The sequence below is a fragment of the Streptomyces sp. NPDC026206 genome (assembly GCF_040638465.1).
Classification (GTDB): Bacteria; Actinomycetota; Actinomycetes; order Streptomycetales; family Streptomycetaceae; genus Streptomyces.
The window spans coordinates 44,713-71,229 of the sequence record NZ_JBEZYL010000015.1; the positions used below are offsets into that span (position 1 = coordinate 44,713).

Below are 26,517 nucleotides of genomic sequence, written 5' to 3' on the forward strand. Positions count from 1 at the left end.
TCCGGCCGTCGGCGGGGCTCTTACACTCTTCGGATGAACGAAACCTTGCCGTCGTGCCCCCAGTGCTCCAGTGCGTACACCTACGAAATGGGCGCACTCCTGATTTGCCCGGAATGTGGGCATGAGTGGTCACTCTCGTCCGCGGAGCCGGTGAGCGACGCCGGGGGCGGTGTGATCAGGGATTCGGTCGGCAATGTACTCGCCGACGGCGACACGGTCACAGTGATCAAGAGCTTGAAGGTCAAGGGCAGTCCGACCGGAATCAAGGCGGGTACCAAGGTGCGCAATATCCGCCTCATGGAAGGCGTGGACGGCCACGACATCGACTGCAAGATCGACGGCTTCGGTGCCATGCAGCTCAAGTCCAGCGTCGTCAGAAAGGCATGACCTGATACCGGCACGGTCAAGGGCGAGCGGAGCCCATCGCGCGCCGACACCGAATGCCCTGCCAAGGCGGTGGGATACAGCAGTGAACCACCCCTACTCTGACGGCTGTTGCAGCCGCTGGCACGTCATGCTGCTGCGCAATCAGGTCTGTTGTTGCAAGCATCTGGGACAGCGATTACGTGCCGTATCAACGGGGGGGCACAGCCTGATGAGGCCTTTGCTGCCCACTGATCCACGCGAGGCCGGGCCCGTACCGTCCGCTGGCGCGCCTGGGTGGCGGAGGGATGGGGCAAGTGTTCCTGGGCCGTTCCCGTGGTGGCCGGACGGTCATGAGGCATCTCTGACGACCGTTACCGGTTACGCAACTCCCCTGGGCAGCAACACCCCCGCCCCGGCGGCTATCCGGCCGGAGCCGACCCCTGGGATCGCGACCTGACTCCCGCTACGGCCGTCCCGGGTGTTTTCGATGCATGCCTGTGGCGGGGGCGGGGGCGCGGGCGGAGTCAGTCGGTGTCGAGACCGTCGATCAGGCGGTTGAGGAATCGGGTGAACGTAGCCTCGGGGTTGAGGGGGCGTCCGGGCGCGGAGAGCGCTTCGGCGAGCTCCGGGTGGTGGCCGTCCGCGGCGACAGCAGCGAGGTAGCGGGCTTCGGCTGCGGCCCGGTCGGGTGATTGTGCGGCTGTGGCCTGCGCGATCTCGTGGGCGACGTGCGCAGCGACGAATCCGGTGAGCTGGGCGAAGACCTCCAGTTTCGCGGCGCCGTCCAGGCGGGTGGGCCGCAGGGCGGCGAGTGCGCGCTCCAGGAAGGCCAGCGTGTGCGGGCCCAGTGTTCGGCGGGCGTGCAGCGCGGCGGGGAGCCAGGGGTGGCGGAGCATGAGGGCGCGCTGGTGGTGGCCGATGGCCTTCAGATCGGTACGCCAGTCGCCGGTGAATGGATCTGCCGTCGGAAGTTCGCCGCTGACGCGATCGACCATCAGCTCCAGCAGCGTCTCCTTGTCGGGGGCGTAGCTGTAGAGCGACATGACGCCGGCCCCGACCCGGGAGGCGACCCGCCGCATGGTGACCGCCTCCAGCCCCTCGGCGTCCGCCAGGGCGACCGCTGCGGCCGTGATCTCCTCGCGGCTGAAGGAGGGTTTGCGCCCTCTGCCGGACTGGCCGGGGCTCAGCCAGAGCTGTTGGGGATCGACGCCTGTGGCGCCGGTCCCGTCGCGACGGGTCACGTTCCTACCTGTTCCTCTCCTGGCCGTCGGGGGTTGCCGGGACCATCCAAGCATCCCCTATTCTCGTACACTGTACGTAAACACTGGAGGGGGACCATGACAGCGCACACGCACGACGTCGCATCGAAGCACGACCGGCCCACACCGGCCGGCAGGCCGCCGCTGTCCTCACGGATGATGAGGGCGACGTGGCGCGGCCTCCCGGCCAAGCGGCACGAAGCCGGCTGGGAACCGGGTCTCGTGGTACCGGCCGCCGACGGCAGCCCCTTGCTCACGGACCACTACTTCCCGCGCGCCGAGGGCGACTTCCCCACCCTTCTCGTGCGCTCGCCCTACGGCAGGGGCCTGCCGTGGTCACCCATGTACGGCATGCTCTTCGCCGAACACGGCTTCCACGTGGTCCTGCAGAGCTGCCGCGGCACCGGCGGATCGGGCGGTCGGTTCGACCTGTGGCGCAACGAGGCCGCCGACGGCCGGGCGACGGTGTCCTGGCTGCGGAAGCAGCCCTGGTTCAACGGAACACTGGGCACGGTCGGCCCCAGCTACCTGGGCTACACGCAATGGGCGCTCGCCCTCGACCCGCCGCCGGAACTGAAGGCGATGGTGGTGCAGGTCGGCCTGCACGATCCCCATGCCCTCTTCCACACGGGCGGTGCGCTTCGCCTGGAGAACGCCCTCACCGTCGGCGTCGGCATGACGTACCAGCATCAGGGGATGGTGCCGTTCGTGAGGGCGATGCTGCGCCTGCAGCGCCGTCTGAGCGAGATCACCACCGCGCAACCGCTGCGCGGGGCGTACGTGTCCGCCCTTGGGGAGGTGCCCTGGCTGGACGGCGTGATGACGCACCCGGACGCCGCCGACCCGTACTGGCACGGCGCGTCCCTGGGGAAGGCAGCGGAGCGGCTGGGCGTGCCCACCAGTTTGATCACCGGATGGCATGACGCGCTGGCCGACCAGACCTTCGAGCAGTACGGCCGGCTGCGTCGGGCCGGATGCGAGACCTCCTTGCTCGTCGGCCCCTGGACACACACCTCCGCGCTCCAGCAGGGCTGGCCCGAGGTGTTCGCCGAGAGCCTCGCATGGCTGCGCGCGCACCTGTGCGACGACCCCTCCGGCCTGCGCCCCACCGGAGTGCGCGTGCACGTCGGCGGCGAACAGGCGTGGCGGGACCTCGACGACTGGCCGCTGTCCCCGGGCACGGCTTCCTGGTTCCCCACCCCGGACGGGCGTCTCACCCAGCAAATCCCCGCGGGCTCCGCACCGCTGGCGTCCTTCCGCTACGACCCGGCCGACCCCACCCCGTCCCTGGGCGGGCCTCTGCTCTCACGCGCCGGCGGGCCCCGCGACAACAGCGCCCTGGAGACACGACAGGACGTCCTGACGTTCACCGGTTTGCCACTGACCGAGCCCGTCGACATCCTCGGCCCGGTCTCCGCACGGCTGCGCGTCTCCACGGACACCGGATACGCCGACGTCTTCGCCCGCCTGTGCGATGTGGACGCACAAGGCCGTTCCACCAATGTCTGCGACGGGCTGGCTCGGCTGCGGACTGCTGGGCAGGCAGCCTCGGAGGTCAGCGTGCCGATGAGCTCCACCGCCCACCGCTTCGCCACCGGCCACCGCATTCGCCTGCAGATCAGCGGAGGTGCCCACCCGCGCTACGCCCGTAATCCCGGCACCGGGGAGATGCCGGCCGATGCCACCGGCCTCATGCCGGTACGCATCACGTTGCACACGGGCTCAGCGTTGGCTCTTCCCCGCCAAGCCCAGGTACGCAGTCCGTCGACGTTCGACAACCCGGCGCCGGGACGACAGACCGAGGCCGAGGGCTGATCGAGGAGTGGTGCAGCGGCAGACCGGGACGGTGGTGGGACATCGGCATCCGAGCCGCTGCCGCTTCATCTGGCGGCGGTAGGCGTCGCCTACCGGGGCGGTCGGTCGGCCGGGTCCCTGCGTTGGCCGGGGCCACCGGCGTGCACACGGCCCGCCGGGTCCCTGCGTCGACCCCGTTCGCAAAGGCCCGCTCCGGCCCGGGCGAGGCCGCCCGTTGCATCCCTTCACCCGGCCGCTGGAAGAAGACGGCCCCGGCGCCGCCGCAGTCGGCGCGCACGACAGCGCGCTCGGGGCCGAGCCGCCCTTTGCCACGCCAGGCGGCGGCGGACGGGGCCTCGCCGGTCATGCCGTCGAACAGCGCCTCGAGCCGCGGCAGCCCGCTCACCATCACGAACCGCCCGGCGAGCGTCGGTTCTCCGCCCCGCACCTCGATGGTCACCGAACAGATCTGCACGTGACGGATCTGCACGTGCTTGTCGCCGCCGGTCCGGCTCCGGACAGGGAGCCGGCCAGGGAAGGGTGAGGAGAGCCGCGGAGCCGCGGCAGGTACGCACCCGGCCTTCCGCATCCCCCGACCGGCCGCGGCGAGGAGCATCTTCGCGACGTCGCGCGTGTCGAGCGTGGCGACGGCACGGTGCGAGGTGCCGGACGGGGAGACCCGGGTGCTGTGGGTACGGAGCGTCACCGCCGCCGGGCGCCCGTCCACATCGCATTCCTTGGGCAGAACGAGCAGTCCTCGGTCGGAGTCGGCCAGACCGGGAAGCCCGTCGGGGAGCCGCTCGGAGCGCCCGTGAAGGAATTCACCCGAGCCACGCCGCGCGTTCGGCGACGGGGCCGGGTATCGCGCCGGGTCTCCGGTTGTCTGCGGTTGTCTCCGGCGATTGTCAGCTCCGGGGACGGGCCGCATCGCCACGTACCTGTGGGCGAGGCCGCCCGAATCGTTGATCACCCTACGGGGAGGCTATTGCCCCCTTCCAGGTCCGGCCTGCTAGTGGCTGAGGATCATGTAGGACGCGAAGCACAGAATGGGGCCGACCAGGGTGAGCAGTGCGCCAAGGACGCGGTACCGAAGAATGCTGGTACCGGCGGCAAGACCGGCCGGCGTTCCCAGGCCGTCGAATCCTCCGATGGTGCCCTGGCCCCCGAGTCCCCTGTAGACCCGTTCACTGCGAGCCTTCGCTTGCTGGGACAGCGCTGAGGAGATGCCCCGGATGTTGAGGACACAGCTGATACCGAAGGCGGTCGCTGCGACCCCGAGGAGCATGAAGAACACCGGCATGATCATGACACGATTCTAGCCTCGGGCTTCACCGGGCCCGATGCCCGAGGACGCGGCAGAAGGCCGACGCTGGACGGGCAGCGCCCCCGCGAGTATCCGCAGGAGGGTGCCCTTGCCCGCGCCGTTGCCGCCGATCGCCGCACCTCCCCCCAGCCGTCGGCTCGCCCGGCCCGGCGCCGGGCCACGCCCCTGTCACCGTCGCCCTCGCGGGGGCCGAGTTCGGCTGGGGCAGTTCAGGAAAGCTGAGCGCCGTGGTGTCGGCGCTGCGGGAGGGTGCCCACGGTCTGCCTGCCCCCGCAGAACCTCAGCCAGGTCTTCACGGGATGCTGCTGCCCTCGGCCAGGACTATCTGCCACGGCGCGTGGGCACCGCCAGCGGCGTCACCTTGGGCCTGACCGTCAGCATCGGCGGCATCGCCAGCCCGCTCGTCGGTGCCATCGCCGATGCCACCTCCCTGCAGACCGCCCTCGCACCGCTGATCGCGCTGCCCGCCCTCGGCCGGCTTCTCCCGCGCACTCTGCACGAGCCGGAGATGCTCGAAGCCGCCACCGTCCAGCCGTCGGCCACCGCACCACCGGAACCTGCCGCCGACGCTGCTGCCCCAGGTCGCCGTGGGCGTCGTGTGCGGCGCGGCTGACTGCTACGCCGGGGTGCTGTACTCGGTCATGGCCTGGGTGCCGATGACGTCGAGGAGCCTCAGGCGTTCGGAGGCGTCGCTGTCCGGGGCGGCGGTGCAGGCGACGATGCGTAGATCGCTGCCGGGAACCATGAGGACGTCACAGTCGAGGGTGAGTATTCCGGCATCGGGGTGGTGGACTGTTTTGGTGTCCGTCTCGTGGACTCCCACGATCCCGGTGTCCCACAGGCGTGCGAAGTCGGTGCTAGTGGCCCGCAGTTCCCTGATCAGGGAGCGCAGGCCGGCATCGGTGGGGTAGCGGGCGGTCGCCGCTCTGAGATCGGCGACCACGGCCGCCTCGAAGCGGGCCTCCTGCCCGGGGGTGTGGCTGACCCGGCCGGGCAGGCCGGCGAAGTGGCGCCAGACGATGTTGCGCTCGCGTCCGCGCTGAGCGGACGCGTCCCCGAACAGGGCGGCCCACAACGGGTTCCACAGGATCAGGTTCCAGGCCGCGTCATGCACGCTGAGCGGTGCGCCGTCCAACTGGTCGAGCAGCCTTCGGACCCCTGGCGGGATGTGGGCCGACAGCTGCCCGGGGCCCGGCACCGCTTGGCCCGCGAGCAGATACAGGTGCTCGCGCTCGGCCGTCGACAGCCGCAGGGCGCGGGCCAGCGCGGACAGTACCTGCGGGGACGGGGAGGTGGCCCGGCCCTGTTCCAGGCGGACGATGTAGTCCACCGACAGGTCGGCGAGCTGCGCCAGTTCCTCGCGTCGCAGTCCGGCGGCGCGCCGTACTCCGCCGGCGGGCAGTCCGACCGCGGCGGGGGCCGTGCGGTCGCGCCAGCCGCGCAGTGCCCTGCCCAGTGCCCTGGATTCACTCATGCTCCCAGTATCCGGCCTCGCGCCCGGACAACCTGGTACTGGCAGTCCACAGGCACATGCGGGTACTGCCTGTCGGTACGCGGCGCGATGAGGGTGGAGGCATCACCGACCCACCGATCACCGGAGTGAGCGCATGACCACCACACTGATCACCGGAGCGAACAAGGGCCTCGGATTCGAGACGGCCCGCCGCCTGGTTGAGACCGGGCACACCGTCTACGTCGGGGCACGCGATGCCCAGCGCGGTCAGGCGGCGGCCGCGAGACTCGGCGCCCGCTTCGTCCAGATCGACGTCACCGACGAGGACTCCGTCAAGGCTGCCGCCGCATTCGTCCGCGAGGACGCCGGCCGCCTCGATGTCCTGGTCAACAACGCCGGGATCGGGGGCGCGGGCAAGCCGGTCGGTGAGGTCACGGGGGCCGACATGCAGACCACTTACGACACGAATGTCTTCGGCGTCGTGCGTGTCACGCATGCCTTCCTGCCGCTCCTGAAGGCCGGCGACGCCGCCGTCGTCGTCAATGTCAGCAGCGGTCTGGGCTCTGTGGCGGCGACCGCCGACCCGGGCCGCGTCGAGTTCCAGGTGGCGCTGCTGGACTACAACTCCTCCAAGACGGCGCTGGTCATGGTCACCTCGCAGTACGCCAAGGCGTACCCCGCCATTCGGTTCAACGCTGTCGACCCCGGCTACACCGCCACCGACCTCAACGGCCACCGGGGCACCAACAGCGTCGAGGAGGGCGCGGAGATCATCGTCCGCATGGCCGCCATCGGAGCCGACGGCCCGACCGGCGGCTTCTTCGACACGGCCGGCCCGGTCGTCTGGTAACCGGGCCGACTCCACCCGGGGAGAAGGAAACCGTGGCGTCGAACGGAAGAACTGCGCCGCTTTCGTTCACCGACCGTCTCGTCCTGCGGTCGTGGTCCACCGCTGAGCTCGGTGCCGTCCTGCACGGGACCCCCGGGAGCACTTCGCCGCCGCCCACCCCCGCGACCCGACGGCCACTGCGGTTGATCAGCGCGGTGTCACCGTGAAGGTGACCCGTACACGAACGACGCGGTGGTGGCCCACGCCGCACACCGGACGCAGGAGATCCGGTGGTCAGCGTGCCGGCCTCCGCTCGTCCCGTTCGCGGGCCATGCCCGCCGCGTCGGCGGCCTTGTGCAGGGAGCGCAGGGCCAGCAGCAGAAATCCGATGTCATCCAGGTAGACCGGGTCGGGAACCAGGTCCACGGGCGAGAGGAGGTAGAGAAGAGCACCCCAGAACATCACTTTGCTGTTCCCCGGAACGCCGACGTCCTGCAGCAGCCGTCGGGCCCGGAAGAGCCGCACGGTGACGACCACGGCTGCGACGACCGTCGCCGCGGCCAGGACGGCCAGCACGCCGACAACACCCCACCATGCGTTGCTCATGCCTACCGTCTACCCCGCTCGGCGGCCCTGGTTCTCACCGACTCGCCGGGGACGGGGCGGTGCCGTCATCACGCAGAGCTGATCGGGGTTGTCCAGGAGGGCGCTACCGCCCTCTTCATCCGCGTCGGCACCGGCTCCTGCACAGCCGGTGCCGGTGGGAACAGGGACACCGACGCCGATGTACACCGCAGGACGCGGCACCCCTCATCCCTTCGGCTGACCGTCAGCGCCGCGGGCGGGTGTCGCGTTCCCGCGCGCCCACACTGTCGGGAGGAAACGTCCCGTTTCCCCGGCGGACGAAGGAGACGCGGCCATGACGTGGATGCTGCTGGCGGGAGCGATCCTGGCGGAGGTGACGGGGACGGTCTGCCTGCGCATGTCGGAGGGCTTCTCCCGGATCGTGCCGACAGTGGTACTGGCGGTGGGGTACGTGACGGCGTTCGTTCTGCTGTCGCTGGTGCTCAAGCGGGGCATGCCGATCGGGATCGCCTACGGGATCTGGGCGGCTGTGGGGGTGGCACTGGTGGCGCTGGCCGGCACGGTGCTCTTCGGGGACGGGCTGACCCCCGTGCAGATCGGTGGCCTGGCGCTGGTGGCGGGAGGGGTGATGGCACTGGAGATGGGCGGCGCCCGCTGATCGCGGACCGGCGGCCGGCCGGGTGGCGCGAGCGGGGTTGCGGTCGCAGCGGTGCGGGGGCCTGAACCGGGCGTGTGGTGGGTAGTTCAGAAATGTCCAAACATATCCCTGCGAACGCCCTGCGAGGGACCCATGAGCGACACGCACCCCGATCCGGAGCAGGACCCGGAGCACGGCCCTGACATCGACCGTCTCCTGGAGATCGCGACAAGCTTCATGGCGTCGAAGGTCCTGCTCCTCGCCGCCCGCCTCGGCCTCTTCACGGAGTTGGCCGAAGGCCCGCTGAGCGGCGCGGAACTACGGGCCCGGCTGCGGCTGCACCCGCGCTCCTCCCGTGACTACTTCGACACCCTCGTCGCTCTGGGAGTCCTGGAACGCACCGACGGCCGCTACGCGAACGCCCCCGCCGCGGCCCGCTACCTCGTCCGCGGCGAGCCCGCCTACCTCGGCGGTCTCCTGGAGATGAGCGACGCCAGGATGTACGACCTCTGGGGAAGGCTCGACGCGGGCCTGCGCACGGGAGACCCGCAGAACGGGATCACGGCCGGCGAGGAGGGCATCTACGCCGGTCTCTACGACGACTCCGACCGCCTTGATGCCTTCCAACAGGCCATGACCGGCCTGTCCCTGCGCTCCGCCCATGCCCTCGCCGAGGCCTTCGACTGGGCCCCCCACCGCACCGTCGCCGACATCGGCTGCGCCGACGGCACCGTGCTGACGTACCTGCTCCAACGCCATCCCCACCTGCGCGGTACGGGCTTCGACCTGGCCGCCGTGGGCCCCGGCTTCCAGCACCGCCTCGAGACCTCCGGCCTCACCAACCGGCTCTCCTTCCGCGCCGGTGACTTCTTCGCCGAACCGCTGCCCGGGGCCGACGTGCTGGTCCTCGGTCACATCCTGAGCAACTGGGCCCTGCCCAGGGCGAAGACGCTGCTGCGCAAGGCGTACGAAGCGCTGCCGGAGGGCGGCGTGCTCATCATCTACGAGACGCTCATCGACGACGAACGCCGGGAGAACGTCGCCGGGCTGCTCATGAGCCTCACCATGCTCCTGGAGACACCCGGCGGCTTTGAGTACACCGGCGCCGACTGCCGGGGCTGGCTGGCGGAGGCCGGGTTCCGTGCGAGCCAGGTGCGGCACCTGGCCGGGCCCGAGTCGATGGTGATCGCGAGCAAGTGAGCAGCTCTCCCGTTCCGGGTCAGGCCGGTGCCGCTCCCGGCCGGCCCTCCCGGCGCACGAACTCCACCAGACGCGCGTAGCTGTCGTTGCCGTGACCTGCCGCGATCGCCCGCTCGGTCAACGCGGTGAAGAGCTCCGGCATGCCGGTGTCCGCTCCGCGGAGCTCGCTGGCGTGGGTGAGGATCCCCATCGTCGCGCGGTGGAGATCCAGCGGGAAGTCACCACTGGGATACTGCTCCGAGTCGACCTGGGACGCGTACGCATCCATGAAGAAGCGCACGGTGTCCATCCAGCGATTGGCCACCTCGGTGTACTGCGTCGCCGTCACGTTGCCGCCGGGGCCGTCGGCGCCGATGAGCACCACGCTGTGCAGCCAGCCGGTGAGCGTGGACCACATCTGGCACAGCAGCGTGGTGTCGTACACGGATGGCAGGGCCGTGTCGGCGCCCACGTACACCGGGTCGCCCAAGGCGGCCAGCGTCTCGCGATGCTCTTCGAAGACCGTCGGCGAGCCGGCGTAGAGCTGGAGGAAGTGCCGGCTGCCGATGCCGGACGGGGTCGTCATGACCACGCCGTCGAGGTAGGCGGCGCCGGCGTGTTCGGCCCAGGCGTCCATCTCCCGTGCGCACACCGGTGGCCCCGAGGTGAGATTGATCAGCGTCCGGCCCGCGAGCTCACCGGCCAGGGGGCGAAGGACCTCCTGCACGGCCTCGTACGTCGACAGGCTCACCACGGTCAGCGGGCCGGCACCCAGGGCCGCACCGGCCGACGCGGCCTCGACGGCGCCTTTTCGGAGCAGGGGGTCCGCCTTGCCGGGCGTGCGATTCCACACGGTCGTACGGTGCCCTGCGGCGACGAACGCACCGGCCAGCGCCGAGCCCATCGGCCCGAGACCGAGGACGGTCACATCGGCACTCACATGTCCTCCCGGATTCGTAGAAAACAGGCGACTGCCCACGGATGGCGCCTCTACCTGATTCTTCCCTCATGGGATTCATCCACTCATTCCCAGAAGAAGCGGGGCGAAGCTGGCGATGGCACCCGCGGTCATCGCAAGTCGACCGCGACACCGAGCTGTTCGAGGAACCGCACTTACACCGGTTCCTCCAGGACGATACGGCCCAGGATCGACACGCTCAGGCCGAAGTAGTCGGCGTGGACGAGCCGGCGGGCCACTGGCTTCGCGGTGCCGTTGACGGTGATGGTGCCGGTGGCCGTCGACCGGTCGGTGAGGTAGGTCTCGTACTCCTCGATCAGGAGGCGGTACTGGGTGAGCAATGTCGTGGCCGGCGGAGCGAGGTCGCCGGACCATACGAAGCCGGTGCCTCGTGCGGTGCAGGTCAGCTCCAGGGCGGTGCCGGCCGCCGTCCACTCCAGTTCGCCGGCGCCGTTGCCGCGCCTTTGCACCGTGGCGACGACGCGGCGGCTCGCCGCCATCGCGGCCTGGCCCGTACCCACGAGTTCGCCCACGGCGTTGTGGGCGGCCGGGCCGCTCAGCTCGAGGTGGAACTGGCCGCTCGTCGTCATGGCGGCGGTGACCGTGCGGTCGGGCAGCAGCTGGATGAACTCCGAGGGGACCACCTTGGACAGGTGGAGGGGGTCGACGGAGCAGGGCTGGTAGCGGGCGAGGGCCAGCCGCAGGTACGGGAAGTAGGCGGGGCTGTCGGCGAGGTCTCCGAGGTCCACGTCGATGTCGCAGGCCCACAGCCCCGGTCGCGGGTCGAACACCGGGGGGAACAGCGCGAGCGGCACGGTCACCGGATCGTCGCCGACGTGCTCGGCCAGTACCCCGGTGGCGGTGCGGGCGGCGTTCGGGAAGTTGCCGGGCCTCAGCCGGGGCAGGACGGAGTCGTCCGCCCATACCGGGTCGATGCCGCATCGGGTGACCAGCTCCGCCGGCAGGTGGCTGCCCGGGTCCAGGACGACGGCGAGGAGTTCGTCGTCACCCGAGGAGAACCAGGGGCGCTTGAGATACACCCGGATTCCGGCATGCCCGCGGACCTGGGTGACCTGGTGCCGTGCGCGGTCGACGGTGCGCTTCCAGCCGAAGGTGGGCACGATGTGGCTCACCTCGGGCGGCTCGGGGCGGCGGGTGCTGGGCACCGCCCAGCCGCTGCCCAAGGGCCCGGTACTCACCGGCCCCTCGCTGGTGATCAGCTCGGTCCGGTCGGTGATCGCCGGGTGGAAGTACTCCCGGAAGCGGGTGGTCGCGGTCGGGGTGTAGGTGATGTTGCGGTGCCGGGTGTCGCGGAACTCGTGGCGGACCTCGTGGCCGAAACCGCCGAGCCGGAGTTCGCTCTCGAAGGGCTCGACCGTGACCTCGCCGACGTGGGCGTGTCCGGTGATCTGCTGCGGTGCGGGCTCGGTGACATCGTCATGCCACTCGGTCCACGTCGCGTCGAGATCGATCCGGCCGGTGCTCCTGGCGTGGGAGTGCACGGTGCCGAGGATCTGGGCGAAGGTCTTCCCGGCCTCGCGGAGGAACGTCAGCTCGCCCAGGGCCGGTGGCTCCAGGGGCCTTTCCACGGCGTGCGTCAGGGTGACGTCCACCCATGGGGTGATCATCCAGTTCTCGCCGGCCGCCGCCGCGGCCGTCAGCTCGTCCTTCTTCTGCTGCGGCAGCCGCACCGGATCGTTCCACAGCGGCGAGCCGGTCAGGAGCTGCCAGATGCGGAACACGTCGAGGTCCGCGGCGTCGACCCGGCAGCTCATGCGGACGGTCGCGGTCTCCCCCTTGGGCAGGAAGACGGTCACGACGCCGTTGGGCGACGAGGCCGGCGGGCCGTTGCCCTCCTCGATCCTCAGCCGCAGGGGCCGGGCCTGCGGCCAGGTCCCTGCGAAGGCGTACGTCTCGTTGGGGTTCGCGCCCGGCAGCCCGCGCAGTGAGACGCCGCGCGCCAGGACGTCGGGCAGGTAGGGCAGCAGCAGCTGCTCGGAGTCGTGAATGACGTACTCGCCCTGCTGGAGTCCGCTGCCGCGCTGTACGGGGAGCTGGGTGAGCGGTGAGGTGTCGTGCGGGTTGTGCTTGACGACGTGGATCTTGTGCGTGGCCTTCAGGTCTCGGGTGATGCGCGGATCCTCGGCGAGGCGGACCACGGTGTCGAGGTAGGTGCCGTCCTCACGGGAGGCCGCGGCGAAGTACTCGCGGCGTACGGCGTCCGGCTTGCCGGGCCCGAAGACTCCGTCGTACTTCCCGTGCTGCTCGGCCATCAGGAGCGAGGACTTGGGCGGGCTCAGGTGCCGTTCGTCGAAGGAACGGTAGCGCCGGTCGGGCCCGTCGAGCGGATCACCCCTTTCGTGGTCCGGTACTTCGCCGTTCCTCCGCGTAGCCCACTCCAGCGGTGACATGGGCGCGCCGTGTTCGTCGACGGTGCTGCGGATCACCAGCCGGGGTTCGGACTCGCCTTCCAGGAAGGGCCACTTCGGTACGATCGCGGGCGGCGGAACGGGCTCCCACCGCGCGTAGGTGACCGGGTCGGTCGCGGTGCCCTCCACGGCCGGGGCCTCCGGGGCGAGGCTGTTGCCGGCGAGGTCGACGAGGCGGGCGCGCAGCCGGTAGGTGCGGCCGTAGCGCAGGGCGGGCAGGGTCCCGGCGGTCGGCCGGAACTTGGTGTCCAGCGGGAACGCGTCCGAGATCTCCGGGTGGGGCACCTGGGGCTGGTTGTCGGCGCCGATCGTGCGGCCGGGCGGTGGCGCGGCCAGGCTCCAGCCGTGCCAGCCGAAGAGCGCCTGGTGGACGAAGAGCTGGTTGGCGCCGGTCTTGTCCCAGGTCACGGCGGTGGCCTTGACGTGGCCCTCGTCGGGGGCTGCCGCGATCGGGACGGGGGGCTTGCCGGCCCGCCTGATGGCGTAGTCGCCGGTACGGGCGCACAGCGGGAACCATGCGGCGACGCGCCCTGTCGCATCGTCGACGACCCCGACGTCTACGCGGTAGCCGCGGACCAGATGGGCGGCGTCCAGAACCGCCGATGTGAGCGTCCGGCCGTCGGGGCCGACACCGGCGGTGTGGCGGGCGTCGGCCTCCATCTGGTCGGCCAGCGAGGAGTCACGGCCCTCGTAGAGGACGGTGAGGCCCGCCCCGTGCAGCGCGGGCAGTGCCGTGGGGTCGCCGGCAGCGGCCTTGGCCGGATCGCCCGCCCGGGTCAGCAGTTGGTCGAGGATGCGGGAGAACTCCACGTACTTCATCGCCGCGCCGTCCACGTCGAGGTCGAGGGTGTGGACCTCGTCGACGCCCAGCTTGAGCATCCGGTGGCCGTGGAGCCCGTCGTCGGCCGCGTACGCCTCGAAGCGCCGGCCTTGGGCACAGCGCAGTGCGGTCCACGGCCGCAGGCTCTCGTCGACGTTGAGCTGCCCCTGCGCGGCGGTGAAGGTCACGCGCGCCTGCCACTGGTCGGCGAGCCCCGGCGGGGGTGTGACCAGCAGGTCGAGAGCCAGGCCGAAGCGGCGCAGCAGTTCGGGGTAGTCCGCGAGCAGGGCGCAGGCCGCGTGGAAGTCGAGGTCCGGCGGCGTCGGGGGGGCAGGGGCAGGCTCGGCGGTGGCCCCGTCGTCCCGGCGGGCCGGTGGCGTCGGTGTGCGGGGCGGCGTCGCCCGGTCGTAGAACCGGTACATCTCCGCGAGGCCGAGCAGCGCGTGGTCGTCGTGGTACTGGCGCTTGGTGCGATCCATGTACACCGGCCGGTAGGGGTTCACGGCCTGGGTGGCGGCCGGCTCGTCATTGCCGGTCCTGCCGTGGATCAGGTCGTCGAGCCGGCCGTAACTGGTGGCGACCTCCCTGGAGAAGGTCCTGATGGTGCCCGTGAGGTTGGACAGGAGGTCCTGCGGCTGGGGATGGTCCCAACTGCCCTGCGCCGAGGAGGCTTCAGTGGCGGTGGCGCCGACGATGCCGAGCTCCTGGGAACCACCGCCGGCGGGAAACGCCCGGCGCCGCGCCGTGGCGGTGACCGCGGCCTCGTACAGCGTGCTGATCTGCTCGTGGACGGCCTTGCTGGGGAAGGAGCGCAGGGTGGGCGGCCCGGCGGGCCCGGCGGCGAGGGCGCCGGTGGGCCCGTTCACCTTCGTCTCGGGGCCGAACAGCTGCGGCCACAGTGCACTGTCGGCCGGCGGGAAGCGGCCGGTCCGTGGCTCGGTGGGCACCACCACGGTCCCGCCGGGCCCCTTGAATTCCACCTGAAGGGCGGCCGCGTAGGCGCGAAGGGTCGCGGGCCAGTCCCTGAAGCCGGGGAATGCCTTGAGGGTGGCCCCTCCGGTCAGGCGCGGGCTGACCAGGACGGTCAGCCGGAGCTTTCCGTCGGCGGCTTGCCCGTCGGGCAGTACGGTCCACCGGATCGTCTCGGGCATGGGTCAGCTCACTTCCGCGAAGGCGGTGCAGTACTCGGCGACGGGGTCGCGCCGGATGCCGGTGACCGGGTCGGTGTAGGGCGCCATCATTTCGGCGAAGGTGACCGGCCGGCCGGCATCGGCCGCCTCACCGGTCAGTACGGTCAGTGAGCTTCCGGAGCCCACGAACCGCTTCTCGCATTCGATCGTGACCGACTGCGACCAGAAGCCGATGTGGACGCTGATGGAGATCCGGGCCCGGCCGGAGACCGTGTTCGGCGGTTCGAAGGTCAGCTCCAGGCAGATCTCGATGGAGGCGGAGATGATGCCGAGGACGTCGACTTCGCCCCGGGCCCGGAAGTAGCCGGTGAGCCGGGACTTCCCCGAGGCGAGTTCGAGGCGGTAGTAGATGCCTGCCATCACCGACAGGCTTCCGCTGGCGACTCCGAAGTTCATCGACAGTGCGGCGCCGAATTCGAGGGCCGCCTCCAGCACGGCCACCCGCTCGGGGGTCAGTACGATGCCGAAGAAGCCGCCTCCGCCGAGCAGGGAGACCGTGAGGCGGAAGGGGGCCTGCCGGGTGCAGAAGAAGAACCCGATCTCCACGGTCCGGCCGACGAAGGGAAGGTCGAGGTAGGCGCCCAGGCGCAGGTTCTCCAGGCTGAACACCCCGATGGCGAGGTTCGGCAGCGGCAGGGCGTAGCGGGCGGTGATGCCCGAGGGGGTGACCTCGATGCCCGGCGGGTCGCTGAAGCCGTCGACCGGGATGAGCCGGCGCAGTGTCTGGACGAAGGACAGGGGCCCGATAAAGTCGACGCTCTTGAGGACGACGTCGATGTCGGGCTTCTTGCCGGCGCGTGCGCTGAAGCGGACGTGTTTGAACGACAGCCGCAGGGCGTTGAACGAGGGCACCAGGAGAAGGCTGAACCTCTCCAGGCTGCAGGTGACATCGGCCCCGGCGGACAGGTCCCGGCGCAGCGATCCGCGCAGGTCGACGACGATGGAGAACCGGCCGTCGGCGTCCGGCACGAAGACCGGGTCGTCCGACGGGTACTTCTGGATCGTCGGGCTCCATTCCAGGCGCGCGTTGACGGTTTCGGGGAGCTTGGCGCCGAGGGCTGCCTTCTCCACGGCCTGGCGGAGCGAAATGACGCCTCCGGCGGCGGTGGTCCAGGTCGCCACCTGCTGCTGGACCCGGGTCAGCAGGGCCCTGACGCCGGGGTCGGCATCGGCCGGCAGGGTGCCCAGCAGGTCGGTCAGCGCCGCGGCGAAGGCGTTGAAGGCGTCGTCGACGTGCTGCATGGTGGTCGTAGGAGGCTCGGTGCGCCCGGGGAGCCTTTGGGCGATGAAGTCGCCGACGGTCCCGACGAACTTCTCCGCGGCGTCGACGACGCGGCGCGCCGCGGCCGGATAGCGGTCGATCTCGTGGCTGATCAGCTCGCGGACACGGCTGAGGTCGGAGAGGAAACCGGTGACGGCGGTGATGGTCTCGGTGAAGAAGTTCGGTACTTTCAGGGGCTTGTCCAGCCCCTCCACCAGCTTGATCACCTTCGCCAGCGGGATCAGGCCGAGCAGATTGGGGCCGACCTTGTCCAGGAGGTCCAGCGGGCGGAAGAACTGGTCCGGCTGGAACGTGCCGTTCGCGATGAGTTCGAGCGGATCCTTGCCCACGGCGGCCGCGACACCCGAGACGGGTCCCGTCAGGCGGGACAGGCCCGCCACGATGATGCTGGGTGCCGCCAGCCCGCCGGAACGGTCGCTCTGGTTGCTGAAGTCCATTGTCAGCGGCGCGTTGGCGGGGGTGAGCAGGTTCAGGAAGACCTGGCCCTTGTTGGCCTTGCGGACGGGGTCGCCGATCAGGTCGAAGCCGGAGAGGGCATAGCGTTCGGCGTAGCCCACCGGCACGGTGGTGGCGGTGCCGGTGAGGCGGCTCACGGCGGGCACGTCGGCGTAGGCCCAGCGCAGCTGCGGGAGGAACTGGGCGTTCTTCGAGACGGCCGGATCGGCGGGAGCGGTATCGGCCAGGGCGGGCGGTGCCGCCATGCCCCACACCATCTGGGCGACGTCGAGCCGGGTGTCGTCGGGCTTGGCGGTGGGCGCGAGGGCCACGGACTGCCCGAGCAGGGCGGCGCTCGTCTCGGCGGGGAGCTCGACGGCAGCGGCGGTGGTCGCGGCCGTGGGGGGATTCATGTCCTTGCCGTTGTACTCCGATACGGCGGCGGCGAGTTCGCTGCCGGACGCCTTGGTCTCGTCCAGGAATTGCAGCGGTGTACGGAACTCCACGATCCGCCCGCCGTGGTCGACGGCCGTGACCTTGAACTGGTACGGGCTCTCGGAGCGCGTCGCGGGGAAGAATTTCTTCCGGTCCGCGGGCGGGACGAGATCCGGTGTCACCACGGTGTCGATGCGCACGCTGGTGAACGGGAACAGCATGTTCGCCAGAGGACTGGTCGCCTCGGAGCCGGCCGGCAGGCGGACTGCGGGGTCGTAGGTACGCAGGGGCTGGCGGACCACGACGAATTCCCGCTGGTTCAGACGGGCACCGCGAGGGTCGTCGAATTCACGCTCGGTGACCCTGACGTAGGCCGCCTTGTGCCCGAACGGAGCCAGGTATCCCTCCCGCATCACCCTGACGTAGTGGTCCCGGCCCGTCGTCGCGCGGTGCCGCCACTCCGAGAGGGAGATGCCCCTGGGCCGCTCGGGCCATGTTCCGAGGCTGTCCAGCCAGCCGCCGACGGCCGAGAGCATCAGATTGTCCACGTCGACGGGCTTGGGGGCATAGGGCTTCCCGTCGGGCTTGACCAGTGCCGCGTTGGACGTGAGCTCCACGATGTCGTGCCGGTCCTCCGGCAGCAGCGCCTGCCGGAAGGGGGGCGGAGGTTCGGCGGGGCCGGGGCCCCGCCCCCCTTCCCTGTCCCACACGGCGCGCACCTTCGCGCCGTTCAGCCGTGTGTGCCACAGCTCGACACGCTCGCCCGGCCCAGGGTTGTCGATCGCCCCGCGGTGGGTCCAACGACCCTTCTGTGAGGGCGAAAGGTAGAGCCGGTAGGGCAGTTCGATGCCCGTATTCGGGTGGTCGGGATCGGCGAGCGGGTCCTGGGGACCTGCTGCTGCCGCCGCGTCCGTGGGGGTCCCGGGGACGGACGTCTCGATCACCGCTCCGGCTGCGGCGGCGGCCGCGACGGTGGCATCCAGGCCGTATCGTGCCGTCAGTTCGGCGGTGGTGCGCAGCAGCCGGACCAGGGCGATGGTCCTGACCGCCGGGTCCGGGTCCTGACTGTCGCGCTCACCGGCGTCACCGGCCGTCCCCTCCGCCGCGTCACCTGCCGGCCGGATCGTCATGCCGACTGCCGTCTCGGGCTCACGGGCCGCGTCGACGACACGCAGCGGGAGCCTGCGCATGGCGTCGAGGAGCCCGTCCTCGGTGTAGTCGACGGAGTCCTGCGGCCCGACCTCGAAGACGAGCACGCTCCTGCCGCTGATGAGCGAATCCACCGGCAAGTCCCTGGCTTCGCCCGGCACCTGGTCGTTGAACGCCTGCTCCACCACATGCTGCGGACCGAATGTGACGACCAGCAGGCCGTCCCGCTGAGGGTCCGCGCGAACCAGCCGCCGCCTCCCCGTCGTGTCATCGAACTTCAGCCCGGGGAAGCCGAAGGAAAGGTCCATGAGGTCGGTTCCGCGCAGAACGCGGATCGGTGCGGGTGTACTCATCTCGCCCCCCTGTTGCCGTACGCCGGGCGGGTGCTCGTGAAGTGAGCACTGCGGTCCGGGACATCACCGGGACCGGCCGGGTACCACATGTCACATACCCCGAACAGCGCACCGCCCATTAGGCCGAATGAGCGTTCTTACGGCAGCGGCCCACGCCGTTTCAGGCGCGCCCGTCGGCGAACGGGCCGCCGGAGGCGAAGGCCAGGGCGGCGAAGCGTTCGCCGATGCGGCGGTGTGCGGCTGCGTCCGGGTGGAGCTGGTCGGGCAGTGGCAGTTCGGCGAAGTCCGCCTCCCCGTAGAGGTCGCGGCCGTCGAGGTAGTGCAGGTTCGGGTCGTCGGCTGCCCGCTGCTCCACGAGACGGGCCAGTTCGTCCCGGATGACGTTGAGGGTCAGCTTCCCGCCGGCCCGTTCCGCGGGGTCGCCCGCGGCCCGGAACTGGAGCCTTCCCGCGCTGAGGTTGCTGAAGTCCGGGGCGCTGGGGCCGGGGGTGTCCTCGTGAATGGGGCACAGGATGGGCGAGACGACCAGGAGCGGAGTGGTGGGGTGGCCCTCGCGGATGGTGTCGAGGAAGCCGTGCGCCGCGGGGCCGAAGGCGCGAAGTCGCATCAGGTCGGTGTTGACGAGGTTGATGCCGATCTTGACGCTGATCAGGTCCGCGGGGGTGTCACGCAGGGCGCGGGCGGTGAACGGATCGAGCAGGGCGCTGCCGCCCAGGCCCAGGTTGGTCAGTTCCACGCCGCCGAGGGAGCCGGCCAGCGCGGGCCAGGTCGTGCTGGGGCTCGCGGCGTCGGAGCCGTGGCTGATCGAACTGCCGTGGTGCAGCCACACCTTGCGGTCCCCCGTCGGCAGGGGCTCGACGGGGGCGTCGGTGCGCAGGGCGACCAGCTCGGTGATCTCGTTGTACGGCAGCCAGATCTCGACGTTCTTGACGCGGTCGGGGAGGCCGGAGAACCGGGCGGTGCCGACGGGGCCGGGCCGGGTTTCCGCGGACCCGGTGGTCATGTCCACCATCAGGACGTTGCCGCCGGTCACACCGGATTGCCCGGCCGGCCGGCCGTCGACGAGCAGGTCGTACACGCCGTCGGGGCGGGGCGGGGCGCCCTGGTAGGCATTCTTGGTGCGCAGTGCGTCCAGCTCGACGGCGGTGGCCCGGGTACGGAACACCAGCCGTACGCCGGAGGGCTGGGCCTCCGCCATGGCCAGCTGCCCGTCGGCGCACTGTGCGCGGGCCCGGGCGGGCAGCCGGTGTGGCAGCACCCCGTGTTCGGTGCGCTCCAGATCCAGGGCGCCGCGCAGGAGGTCCACGGTGATGGGCGTGGTGATCCAGTCCGTCGCCGGTGCTGCCGTGGCGGCGCCGGGGACGTCGTCGAGCCGGTCGTTCATGGTTGCATTCTGCTGGCCGGATGCAGGGTCCGCCCAGTGGTTTTCCCACCGCCCGCCCATGGCCTGGAGGCAGAACCTAGTACGCCACCGTGAATCTGGTCCGGTGGTGGCGGGGCCGCTCGGCCTCGTCCAGTAGGGCCACCGCGAGGTCCTCCATGGAGATGGCCGAGTTGCCCTCGGGGTCCAGGAGGAGTTCGTCGGCGCCGAGGCGGTAGGCGCCGGTGCGCTCCCCCGGTTCCAGCCGGGCGGGCGGGCTCAGGTAGGTCCAGTCCGCATCGGTCTCGGTGCGGCAGACCGCGAGCTGGTCGGTGCAGGCCTGGGCGATGGGCCGCCAGGCGGGGGGCACGAAGTCCGGGTCGTCGAGGACGGTGCGGTCGGTACCGGGCACGGTCAGGCTGCCGGCGCCGCCGACGAGGACGAGCCGTACGCCGCTCCGGGCGGCTCCGGCCAACAGCGCGCGGGTGGTCCCGGCCAGCTCCGCCTCACTGCCGGGCACGGGGCGGGTAGCGCTGATCAGCACGTCCTGGCCGGCGATCGATTCGGCCACGTCCGAGGCGTTCGCGGCGTCTGCCACCCGGACGGTGACCGCGGAGGGCAGTTGCCCCGCACGGGACGGGTTCCGCACGACGGCGGTCACTTCGTGACCTCTGGCCAGCGCCTCGGCCACCACTCGGCTTCCCACATTTCCAGCTGCTCCGAACACGGTAACGCGCATGGTTCTCAGTTCCCTTGAATCGATCGGTCGGTGAGTACGGCCGGCCGCCTGGCCGGCGAGGTGGTCTGTGCTGCCACGAGTGCGGCAAGGACGACGAGCCCGCCCAGGATCTGGACCGGGGAGAGTTCCTGGCCGAGGGCCAGCCAGCCGAGGGCCGTGGCGACCACGGGGCTGAGGAGTCCGAGGAAGGTGACGTTGGTGGGCGGCAGGGCCCGTATCCCCCGGAACCAGAGGGCGTAGGCGACGGCGGAGCCGATGCCGGCGAGGTAGCCGTACCCCGCGAGGTTCGCGGTGGTGAGCGTCGCGGGCGGTGGCCCTTCGACGAACAGTGCCACGGGCAGCAGCAACAGGCCGCCGGCGGTGAGCTGCCAGCCTGTGGACGCCAGGAGGGGGGCCGGTGATGTCCATCGTTTGCTGAGGACGACGCCGGTGGCCATGACCACCGCACCGCCGAACGCCGCGGCCACCCCGAGGCCGTCCAGCCGCGCGTCCGCCCGGAGTACGAGCAGACTGACGCCCGCCACGCCCAGGACGCCGGCCGCGGCCGTACGCGGAGACAGCCGTTCGCCGAGCAGACCCGCCGAGAGCCCGGCCGCCAGCAGGGGCTGTACCGCGCCGATGGTGGCCGCGACCCCGCCGGGCAGCCGGTACGCGGCGATGAACAACAGCGCGAAGAACACCCCGATGTTGAGGGCTCCCAGAACCATCGCCCGCCACCACCACACCCCTTGTGGCGGCCGCCGGGTGAGAGCGACCAGCACGAGGCCGGCCGGGAGCGCCCGTATCACCGCGGCCAGGAGCGGGCGGCCGGGCGGCAGGAGTTCTGTGGTGACGAGGTAGGTGGTGCCCCAGATGACGGGCGCCAGCGCGGTCGTCGACACGACCCTGGTTCGATTACTTAGCACTAAAGCAATGTACCTCAGCGCTAAGGCATCGACCGGCAGTGTGCGCCGGTGATGTATCTCACCACTAAGGCATTGTTAGGATGTCGACGTGGCAGATCACGTCGACCATGTACTGGACCAGTGGGCCGAGCGGCGCCCGGACCTGGACGTTTCACCGATGGCGGTCATCGGGCGCCTGCAACGGCTCTCGCTGCTGATCACCGCCGAGCTGCGCCGCACGTTCAGCGCGCACGATCTCGACAGCGCCTCGTTCGACGTCCTCGCCACACTGCGCCGCAGCGACCCACCGCACCGGCTGACGCCCGTCGAGCTCATGAGGTCGGCCATGGTCACGTCGGGCGCCATCACCCAACGCCTCGACCGGCTCGAAGCACGCGGGCTGGTCACACGCACCCCGAGCGAATCCGACGGGCGCAGCGTGCATGTCTCCCTCACCGACGAGGGCCGGTCCCTCATCGACAGGGCCCTGCCCGATCACATCGCCACCGAGAACCGGCTGCTCGCCGCACTCGGCACGACTCAGCGCGACGACATCGCCGACGCCCTTCGGGACCTTCTGGAATCACTGGGCGACACGAGGAAATGACGCCGGCGCAGTAAGGACCGAACACGGGCCCGGGCAGCGCGTTCCGGCGCGGGCCCGGGCAGCGCGTTCCGGCACCGCTCCCCCGCGGCGCTCCCGGACCGGGGGGATTGGCGCGGCAGCCGGGGGGGCGTCAGGCGTGGTCCGCCAGTTGTGCGTACCCCTTCGCCCGCGCGCAATGCGCGCAGCAGAAGAACAGGCCGTCGGTCTCGTGGCCGTGCCCCAGAATGCGGCATCCACAGTTGTCGCAGATCGGCGCGAGCTTGTAGGCCGCGCACTCAAAGCTGTCGAAGATGTGTACCGCTCCAGCCGCACGCACTTCGAAGGCCATGTCGTAGTCGTTTCCGCACACCTCACACTGCGCCATGCTGAACCTTTCCGGCTGGGCTTGCCGCCGGAAGCTCTGTGCTTTCCGGCGCTCGGTCGCCAGGATGCCTCTGCCGGGCCCCAGTGCTCCGTAGCGCCACGGTGAGGCGAGGAGAACTTCGTCCATGTCGCCCGTCCAGCCGGGACCCGAGCCGATCTGGGGTTCGATTGCCGCTGTCCCGAGTCGCGGCCTGTGGCAGCGCGCCTTAAGTTGTTACGACTGGGTGACCGCCATCACCCCCGGCCGGGACGCCGGGCGACACCTGGCGGAACTCGTCCGGAGGCTCGGAGCCCGGCGGGATCGCCGAGCCGCCACGGCGGCTGTGCCCGTGCAGCAGGTCTGACGGGCCCGGCCCGCCCCCGCCCCCACTGACTGCCGACGTCGCCAAAAAATGCCAGGTGGCAGGTGTCATGGCCGCCTTCGAACAGCTGCGAGCCGCCCGTCGGCAAGGCAGGCAGTGATGCCCCCCAGCCGCGTGCGTCGAGGGAGGGACCGCCCCGAGTCCGGAGGACAGAGCAACGTGACGATCAAGACCTTTTCCGGATCCGATGCGGATCCCCCCGAAGAGCTCGCCGCCGCCAAACAAGCCTGTGCGACGACCACCGGTGCGCCCCTGCGGGTGTCCGTCGTGATTCCGGCCCGGAACTGCGCCGCGACGATCGAGGGTGTGGTGACGCCGATCGTCGAGGAACTCGTGACCGCCCGCATCGTCGACGAGGTGCTGGTCGTCAACCACGACTCCTCGGACGCCACCGCCCGGCTGGCGGCCGGGGCCGGGGCACGGGTGATCGATTTTTCGGCCTCCGGGCCGATCACCGAGGTCCCGGACTCCGGCAAGGGGTCGGTCATGTGGAAGGGCATCTGGGCGAGCGACGGCGACATCATCGTCTTCATCGACGGCGATCACCTGAGGTTCGACTCCTCGAAGGTCTCCCGGCTGGTCGGGCCACTGCTGCGCGACCCCTCCCTCCACCACATACGGGCCTTCTACGACCATTACGAGGGCGGCCGCACCACCGAGGCCATGGCCCGTCCGGTGCTGTCCCTGCTGCACCCCGAGCTGGGTGGCATGCGTCAGCCGCTCAGCGGCGAGCACGCCACCCGCCGGTCCACCCTGGCCGAGCTGGTGTTCCCCGTCGGATGGGGCACCGAATTCGCCATCCTCGACCAGATAAGCCGTCGTCACGGCGCCGCGGCCATCGCCCAGGTGGATCTGCACTACAAGGAGCACACCAAAGGAGACTGGGCGCACATCTCGCTGCAGGCTTTCGAGCTTCTCTACGTGGCTCTGCGGACCGAGTTCCGCGCCCAGGGGCGGACGCTTCCCGAGCACTGGGGCAGTGTGGTCATGACACCCGGCGACCGGCCCGGCGAGGCCAACCGGCGACCGGCCCGGACAGCGGAGATGCCACCGCTCATGAGCCTGCCGAGCTGGCCGGAGCGGGAACGGCAACGCTTGCGTCCCTGATCCGGAGCCCCGGGCAGGGATCCGGAGCCCAGCCCCGGGCAGGCACCGCGACGCGACGGCGGGATCGGAGCCGTGGTGAGCCGCCGGAGGCTTGTACGCCAGGGGTACGGGAGGGTGCGATGATCACGAGACGTGCGCACGGGGTGTACGGGGAATTCGTATGGGGGTGGCGGGCGTGGAGACCTGGCAGGAACTGTCGTCAGCAGTCGAGAACCATCTGGCAGATGCTTCGATCGGCGAGCGGTGCATTTTCGCCGCAGGCGTCGCTGAACGGCTGATGCGGCGGCACGAAGGGCTGCCGGAAGAGGACCAGGAGCCGTTCACTCTGAGCCTGCGACCACTGCTGGACTCGGTCTGGGAAGGCGCTCTGGGCGACTCGACCGCCTTCACGCATATCAAGCGGGGTGTGGGCGAGTTCCTCCTCAGCGACTACTGCCACAACGACGGCCAGGACGGGCCCGACGAGGCGGACGAGTCCACCGCCGCCGCGGTGCTCCATGCGGCCGAGACGTACCTGTACGGGTGCGCCGACTTCGCGACATGGGTCAGTGAACGAGCCGTCCAGGCGGTGGATCAGCATCTCGAGTACCTCGCGGACCAAAGCGACGACGGCATCCTCGACGACCCGGACGAGGCAGTCACGAGCGAGCTCCTGCGTCAGCTGCGGGACCTCGAACTGATCGCCGGGTACGGCAAGGAACTGCGCCAGTCGAGCCGGGGGCTGTCCATCGACACTTCGGCCCGGCTCAGGGCAGAACTGCGGGCGCCCCTGTCACGCCAGGACCTGGACACTGCCGATCAGTGAGGGCGTCAGCGGCCGGACTCGGCGGGAAGGCGGTGGCCGGCACCCCTCGCGACTCGCGCCGATCAGCGGAGCGTTCCGCATGGCGGTTCTCCGTGCCGGGGTCAGGGTGTGTGGCCGGGCCAGGGGATGTCGGTGGCAACCGCGGCGGTGTAGTCGATACCCGGCACGGAGAATCCGTACAGGCGTTGGACTTCGGCACGGAACCAGGCGAGGTCGGCGAGGTCCGCGATGGTGTCGGTGGTGGCAGCCGCCCAGCGTTCGGCTACGGCCGCCTGGACGTCGTCGGTGAGTTCCCAGTTGTCCAGGCGGATCCGGTCTTCGTCGTCGAGAGCGAGCGGGGCGGTGCCGGTGAGCTGGTCCCACAGGGCGGCGAGCTGGTGTACCGGTGGGACCAGGTTCTCTCCGAGGACGCCACGCAGCAGGCCGGTGTACAGGGCGATGCCGGGGATGGCGGTGGAGGACTGGGTGACGGCGGCGCCGTTGACGGAGGTCACGGCCCGGCCGCCCACCGTTTTGTCGAGCCGCTCGTTCAGAGTGCGGGCGGTGGCCTCCAAGTGGCCCTTGGCCGCGCCGATGGTGCCCTGCCGGTAGATCGCCGCTGTCAGCGGCGAGCCGATGTACGACAGCGCGGCGGTGGCGAAGCCGTCGGCGAGCAGGCCCCGACCGGCGAGGTGGTCGATCCAGCGTTCCGAGTCCGCGCCGCCCATCACGGCCACAGCCTGCTCGACGTCATCGCCCTCGGCCGGCCCGGTCTCGACCTCGCCGACCTGGGGAACGCCCTGGTCGTCGAAAAGGAGGGTCTTGGTGCGGTTCGCCTGGCCGATCGGCTTGAGGACGGAGGCGTACGTGGTGCCGGTGCCGGGGTCGGTGCGCCGGGGCGCGGCCACCGAGTAGATCAGGTAGTCCAAACTGCCGCCGAAACGCTGCTCGATGAGGTCGGCGACCTGGTTCTTCATCGTGTCGGAGAACGCGTCGCCGTTGAGGAAGACCAGATCCCGCCCGGCGGTGCGGGCAATGTCGGCGGTGGCGGCGGTGCGGTACCAGCCGGCCGTAGCGGTACGCCGTTCGGTGGGGGCCTTCTCGAAGGACACCATGATGCCGCGGATGCCGGCACGCTTGAGTCCGGCGAGAGTGGCCGCCAGGCCGTATCCGGCCGAGGAGCCGATGATCAGAGCCACCGGCCCGGCACCCTCCTGCACACCGGCAGGGTCGGGGCATGCCTGCCACATGTCGGCCACCATCTGCTCGCAGCCCGCCGGGTGGGAGTCGAGGAAGAGGAAGCCCCGGTTGCGGGGGATGAGAACGCGCTCGCTCACGATTGCAGTCCTTGGGTCGGCTGGGACATGGACGCGGCGACCAGCCGGGCCGCCACGTCCCGCAAGTCTGCGACAGTACGGACCCGGAAAGTGGCCCCGCCAAGGACAACGATCACGAGCCGGTCTTGGAGTATTTCCCCACTTCCAGCAGAGCGAGAAGTAGCTGCGACCAGGCTCGGCATCACCGTGCAGCGCTTCGCTTGCACCCCCTGATCCGCTGCCGGGCCGGACGAACCGCCCTGCCCGCCCTCAGCGTCGGCTGTCGCCCGGGGCGAGCAGGCTGGTGAGCTCGGCGATGGCCTTCGGGGACGGCTTGAAGTAACGGCGGACGTTCTCCGGCCTCTTATGTCTCGACTTCGCCATCAGCAGCAGCATCAGCAGCGAAGCGCCCTGCTCGCCGAGCACGAAGTCCTCGCGCGCCTGGCCCCTGCGGCGGGAGCTGTCCGGACGTCTCAGGGGTGAGCTCGGGGCGGGCTCGGGGTGATCACCGATGGTCC

General features: G+C 70.6%; 20 protein-coding genes and 2 pseudogenes. 9 read left to right on the forward strand and 13 right to left on the reverse strand.

Annotated elements, in window-relative coordinates; translation table 11 throughout:
- Positions 1–33 precede the first annotated feature (33 nt).
- Positions 34–387, forward strand: a complete 354-nt coding sequence (locus AB0F13_RS20760; protein ID WP_362084133.1) for a zinc ribbon domain-containing protein YjdM — start codon at positions 34–36, stop codon at positions 385–387.
- A gap of 503 nt (positions 388–890) precedes the next feature.
- On the opposite strand, the gene AB0F13_RS20765 is transcribed toward AB0F13_RS20760, so the two are convergent.
- Complete coding sequence (locus AB0F13_RS20765; RefSeq protein ID WP_362084136.1) at positions 891–1,607, reverse strand: TetR/AcrR family transcriptional regulator C-terminal domain-containing protein; 717 nt, start codon at positions 1,605–1,607, stop codon at positions 891–893.
- Positions 1,608–1,784: 177 nt separating this feature from the next.
- Here AB0F13_RS20765 and AB0F13_RS20770 point away from each other — a divergent pair, with 177 nt between their 5' ends.
- The gene (locus AB0F13_RS20770; protein WP_362084431.1) at positions 1,785–3,440 is read left to right on the forward strand and encodes a CocE/NonD family hydrolase; all 1,656 of its coding nucleotides are present in this window, start codon (positions 1,785–1,787) and stop codon (positions 3,438–3,440) included.
- A gap of 988 nt (positions 3,441–4,428) precedes the next feature.
- On the opposite strand, the gene AB0F13_RS20775 is transcribed toward AB0F13_RS20770, so the two are convergent.
- The gene (locus AB0F13_RS20775) at positions 4,429–4,725 is read right to left on the reverse strand and encodes a hypothetical protein (protein ID WP_362084139.1); all 297 of its coding nucleotides are present in this window, start codon (positions 4,723–4,725) and stop codon (positions 4,429–4,431) included.
- 328 nt (positions 4,726–5,053) lie between these two features.
- Here AB0F13_RS20775 and AB0F13_RS20780 point away from each other — a divergent pair.
- Positions 5,054–5,356, forward strand: a pseudogene (locus AB0F13_RS20780) (MFS transporter); the annotation flags it as partial.
- A 3-nt stretch (positions 5,357–5,359) separates the two neighbouring features.
- Here the strand turns inward: AB0F13_RS20780 and AB0F13_RS20785 are convergent.
- Positions 5,360–6,217, reverse strand: a complete 858-nt coding sequence (locus AB0F13_RS20785; RefSeq protein ID WP_362084142.1) for a helix-turn-helix transcriptional regulator — start codon at positions 6,215–6,217, stop codon at positions 5,360–5,362.
- Between the two features lie 133 nt (positions 6,218–6,350).
- Between AB0F13_RS20785 and AB0F13_RS20790 the strand changes: the two genes are divergently transcribed.
- Positions 6,351–7,046, forward strand: coding sequence for an SDR family NAD(P)-dependent oxidoreductase (locus tag AB0F13_RS20790; RefSeq protein ID WP_362084145.1), 696 nt, complete (start codon positions 6,351–6,353; stop codon positions 7,044–7,046).
- A gap of 273 nt (positions 7,047–7,319) precedes the next feature.
- On the opposite strand, the gene AB0F13_RS20795 is transcribed toward AB0F13_RS20790, so the two are convergent.
- A complete protein-coding gene (locus tag AB0F13_RS20795) occupies positions 7,320–7,631 on the reverse strand; it encodes a YkvA family protein (RefSeq protein WP_362084148.1) in 312 nt (103 codons plus the stop codon).
- Between the two features lie 313 nt (positions 7,632–7,944).
- Between AB0F13_RS20795 and AB0F13_RS20800 the strand changes: the two genes are divergently transcribed.
- Complete coding sequence (locus tag AB0F13_RS20800) at positions 7,945–8,268, forward strand: multidrug efflux SMR transporter (protein WP_362084151.1); 324 nt, start codon at positions 7,945–7,947, stop codon at positions 8,266–8,268.
- Between the two features lie 132 nt (positions 8,269–8,400).
- The gene (locus AB0F13_RS20805; protein ID WP_362084154.1) at positions 8,401–9,447 is read left to right on the forward strand and encodes a methyltransferase; all 1,047 of its coding nucleotides are present in this window, start codon (positions 8,401–8,403) and stop codon (positions 9,445–9,447) included.
- A 19-nt stretch (positions 9,448–9,466) separates the two neighbouring features.
- On the opposite strand, the gene AB0F13_RS20810 is transcribed toward AB0F13_RS20805, so the two are convergent.
- The 6 genes from AB0F13_RS20810 to AB0F13_RS20835 all read right to left on the reverse strand — a co-directional run bounded on the left by AB0F13_RS20810 (position 9,467) and on the right by AB0F13_RS20835 (position 21,457).
- Positions 9,467–10,366, reverse strand: a complete 900-nt coding sequence (locus AB0F13_RS20810; RefSeq protein ID WP_362084157.1) for an NAD(P)-binding domain-containing protein — start codon at positions 10,364–10,366, stop codon at positions 9,467–9,469.
- Positions 10,367–10,539: 173 nt separating this feature from the next.
- The gene (locus tag AB0F13_RS20815) at positions 10,540–14,784 is read right to left on the reverse strand and encodes a hypothetical protein (protein ID WP_362084160.1); all 4,245 of its coding nucleotides are present in this window, start codon (positions 14,782–14,784) and stop codon (positions 10,540–10,542) included.
- A 3-nt stretch (positions 14,785–14,787) separates the two neighbouring features.
- Positions 14,788–18,477: a hypothetical protein gene (locus AB0F13_RS20820; protein WP_362084163.1), complete on the reverse strand. Its 3,690-nt coding sequence runs from the start codon at positions 18,475–18,477 to the stop codon at positions 14,788–14,790.
- A gap of 160 nt (positions 18,478–18,637) precedes the next feature.
- Complete coding sequence (locus AB0F13_RS20825) at positions 18,638–19,861, reverse strand: GDSL-type esterase/lipase family protein (RefSeq protein ID WP_362084166.1); 1,224 nt, start codon at positions 19,859–19,861, stop codon at positions 18,638–18,640.
- A gap of 76 nt (positions 19,862–19,937) precedes the next feature.
- Positions 19,938–20,576: an NAD(P)H-binding protein gene (locus tag AB0F13_RS20830; RefSeq protein WP_362084168.1), complete on the reverse strand. Its 639-nt coding sequence runs from the start codon at positions 20,574–20,576 to the stop codon at positions 19,938–19,940.
- 5 nt (positions 20,577–20,581) lie between these two features.
- On the reverse strand, positions 20,582–21,457 hold the full coding sequence (locus AB0F13_RS20835) for an EamA family transporter (protein ID WP_362084171.1): 876 nt from the start codon (positions 21,455–21,457) through the stop codon (positions 20,582–20,584).
- A 112-nt stretch (positions 21,458–21,569) separates the two neighbouring features.
- On the opposite strand from AB0F13_RS20835, the gene AB0F13_RS20840 reads away from it, so the two are divergent.
- Positions 21,570–22,067: a MarR family transcriptional regulator gene (locus AB0F13_RS20840; RefSeq protein WP_362084174.1), complete on the forward strand. Its 498-nt coding sequence runs from the start codon at positions 21,570–21,572 to the stop codon at positions 22,065–22,067.
- Positions 22,068–22,197: 130 nt separating this feature from the next.
- On the opposite strand, the gene AB0F13_RS20845 is transcribed toward AB0F13_RS20840, so the two are convergent.
- Positions 22,198–22,431, reverse strand: coding sequence for a hypothetical protein (locus AB0F13_RS20845; protein WP_362084434.1), 234 nt, complete (start codon positions 22,429–22,431; stop codon positions 22,198–22,200).
- Between the two features lie 520 nt (positions 22,432–22,951).
- Here AB0F13_RS20845 and AB0F13_RS20850 point away from each other — a divergent pair.
- Positions 22,952–23,899, forward strand: a complete 948-nt coding sequence (locus AB0F13_RS20850) for a glycosyltransferase (RefSeq protein WP_362084177.1) — start codon at positions 22,952–22,954, stop codon at positions 23,897–23,899.
- Positions 23,900–24,074: 175 nt separating this feature from the next.
- Complete coding sequence (locus AB0F13_RS20855; protein ID WP_362084179.1) at positions 24,075–24,704, forward strand: hypothetical protein; 630 nt, start codon at positions 24,075–24,077, stop codon at positions 24,702–24,704.
- Positions 24,705–24,805: 101 nt separating this feature from the next.
- On the opposite strand, the gene fabV is transcribed toward AB0F13_RS20855, so the two are convergent.
- Positions 24,806–26,020 carry an enoyl-[acyl-carrier-protein] reductase FabV gene (gene fabV, locus AB0F13_RS20860; protein ID WP_362084182.1) on the reverse strand — a complete coding sequence of 405 codons (1,215 nt, stop codon included), beginning with the start codon at positions 26,018–26,020 and terminating at the stop codon, positions 24,806–24,808.
- Between the two features lie 249 nt (positions 26,021–26,269).
- Positions 26,270–26,422, reverse strand: a pseudogene (locus AB0F13_RS20865) (site-specific integrase); the annotation flags it as partial.
- Positions 26,423–26,517 lie beyond the last annotated feature (95 nt).

Excerpts from the sequence above, each read along its gene's own strand:
- AB0F13_RS20760 (WP_362084133.1), top strand. The coding sequence starts at position 34 with ATGAACGAAACCTTGCCGTCGTGCCCCCAGTGCTCCAGTGCGTACACC.
- AB0F13_RS20770 (WP_362084431.1), top strand. The coding sequence starts at position 1,785 with ATGAGGGCGACGTGGCGCGGCCTCCCGGCCAAGCGGCACGAAGCCGGC.
- AB0F13_RS20775 (WP_362084139.1), bottom strand. The coding sequence starts at position 4,725 with ATGATCATGCCGGTGTTCTTCATGCTCCTCGGGGTCGCAGCGACCGCC.
- AB0F13_RS20785 (WP_362084142.1), bottom strand. The coding sequence starts at position 6,217 with ATGAGTGAATCCAGGGCACTGGGCAGGGCACTGCGCGGCTGGCGCGAC.
- AB0F13_RS20790 (WP_362084145.1), top strand. The coding sequence starts at position 6,351 with ATGACCACCACACTGATCACCGGAGCGAACAAGGGCCTCGGATTCGAG.
- AB0F13_RS20795 (WP_362084148.1), bottom strand. The coding sequence starts at position 7,631 with ATGAGCAACGCATGGTGGGGTGTTGTCGGCGTGCTGGCCGTCCTGGCC.
- AB0F13_RS20800 (WP_362084151.1), top strand. The coding sequence starts at position 7,945 with ATGACGTGGATGCTGCTGGCGGGAGCGATCCTGGCGGAGGTGACGGGG.
- AB0F13_RS20805 (WP_362084154.1), top strand. The coding sequence starts at position 8,401 with ATGAGCGACACGCACCCCGATCCGGAGCAGGACCCGGAGCACGGCCCT.
- AB0F13_RS20815 (WP_362084160.1), bottom strand. The coding sequence starts at position 14,784 with ATGCCCGAGACGATCCGGTGGACCGTACTGCCCGACGGGCAAGCCGCC.
- AB0F13_RS20820 (WP_362084163.1), bottom strand. The coding sequence starts at position 18,477 with ATGAGTACACCCGCACCGATCCGCGTTCTGCGCGGAACCGACCTCATG.
- AB0F13_RS20825 (WP_362084166.1), bottom strand. The coding sequence starts at position 19,861 with ATGAACGACCGGCTCGACGACGTCCCCGGCGCCGCCACGGCAGCACCG.
- AB0F13_RS20830 (WP_362084168.1), bottom strand. The coding sequence starts at position 20,576 with ATGCGCGTTACCGTGTTCGGAGCAGCTGGAAATGTGGGAAGCCGAGTG.
- AB0F13_RS20845 (WP_362084434.1), bottom strand. The coding sequence starts at position 22,431 with ATGGCGCAGTGTGAGGTGTGCGGAAACGACTACGACATGGCCTTCGAA.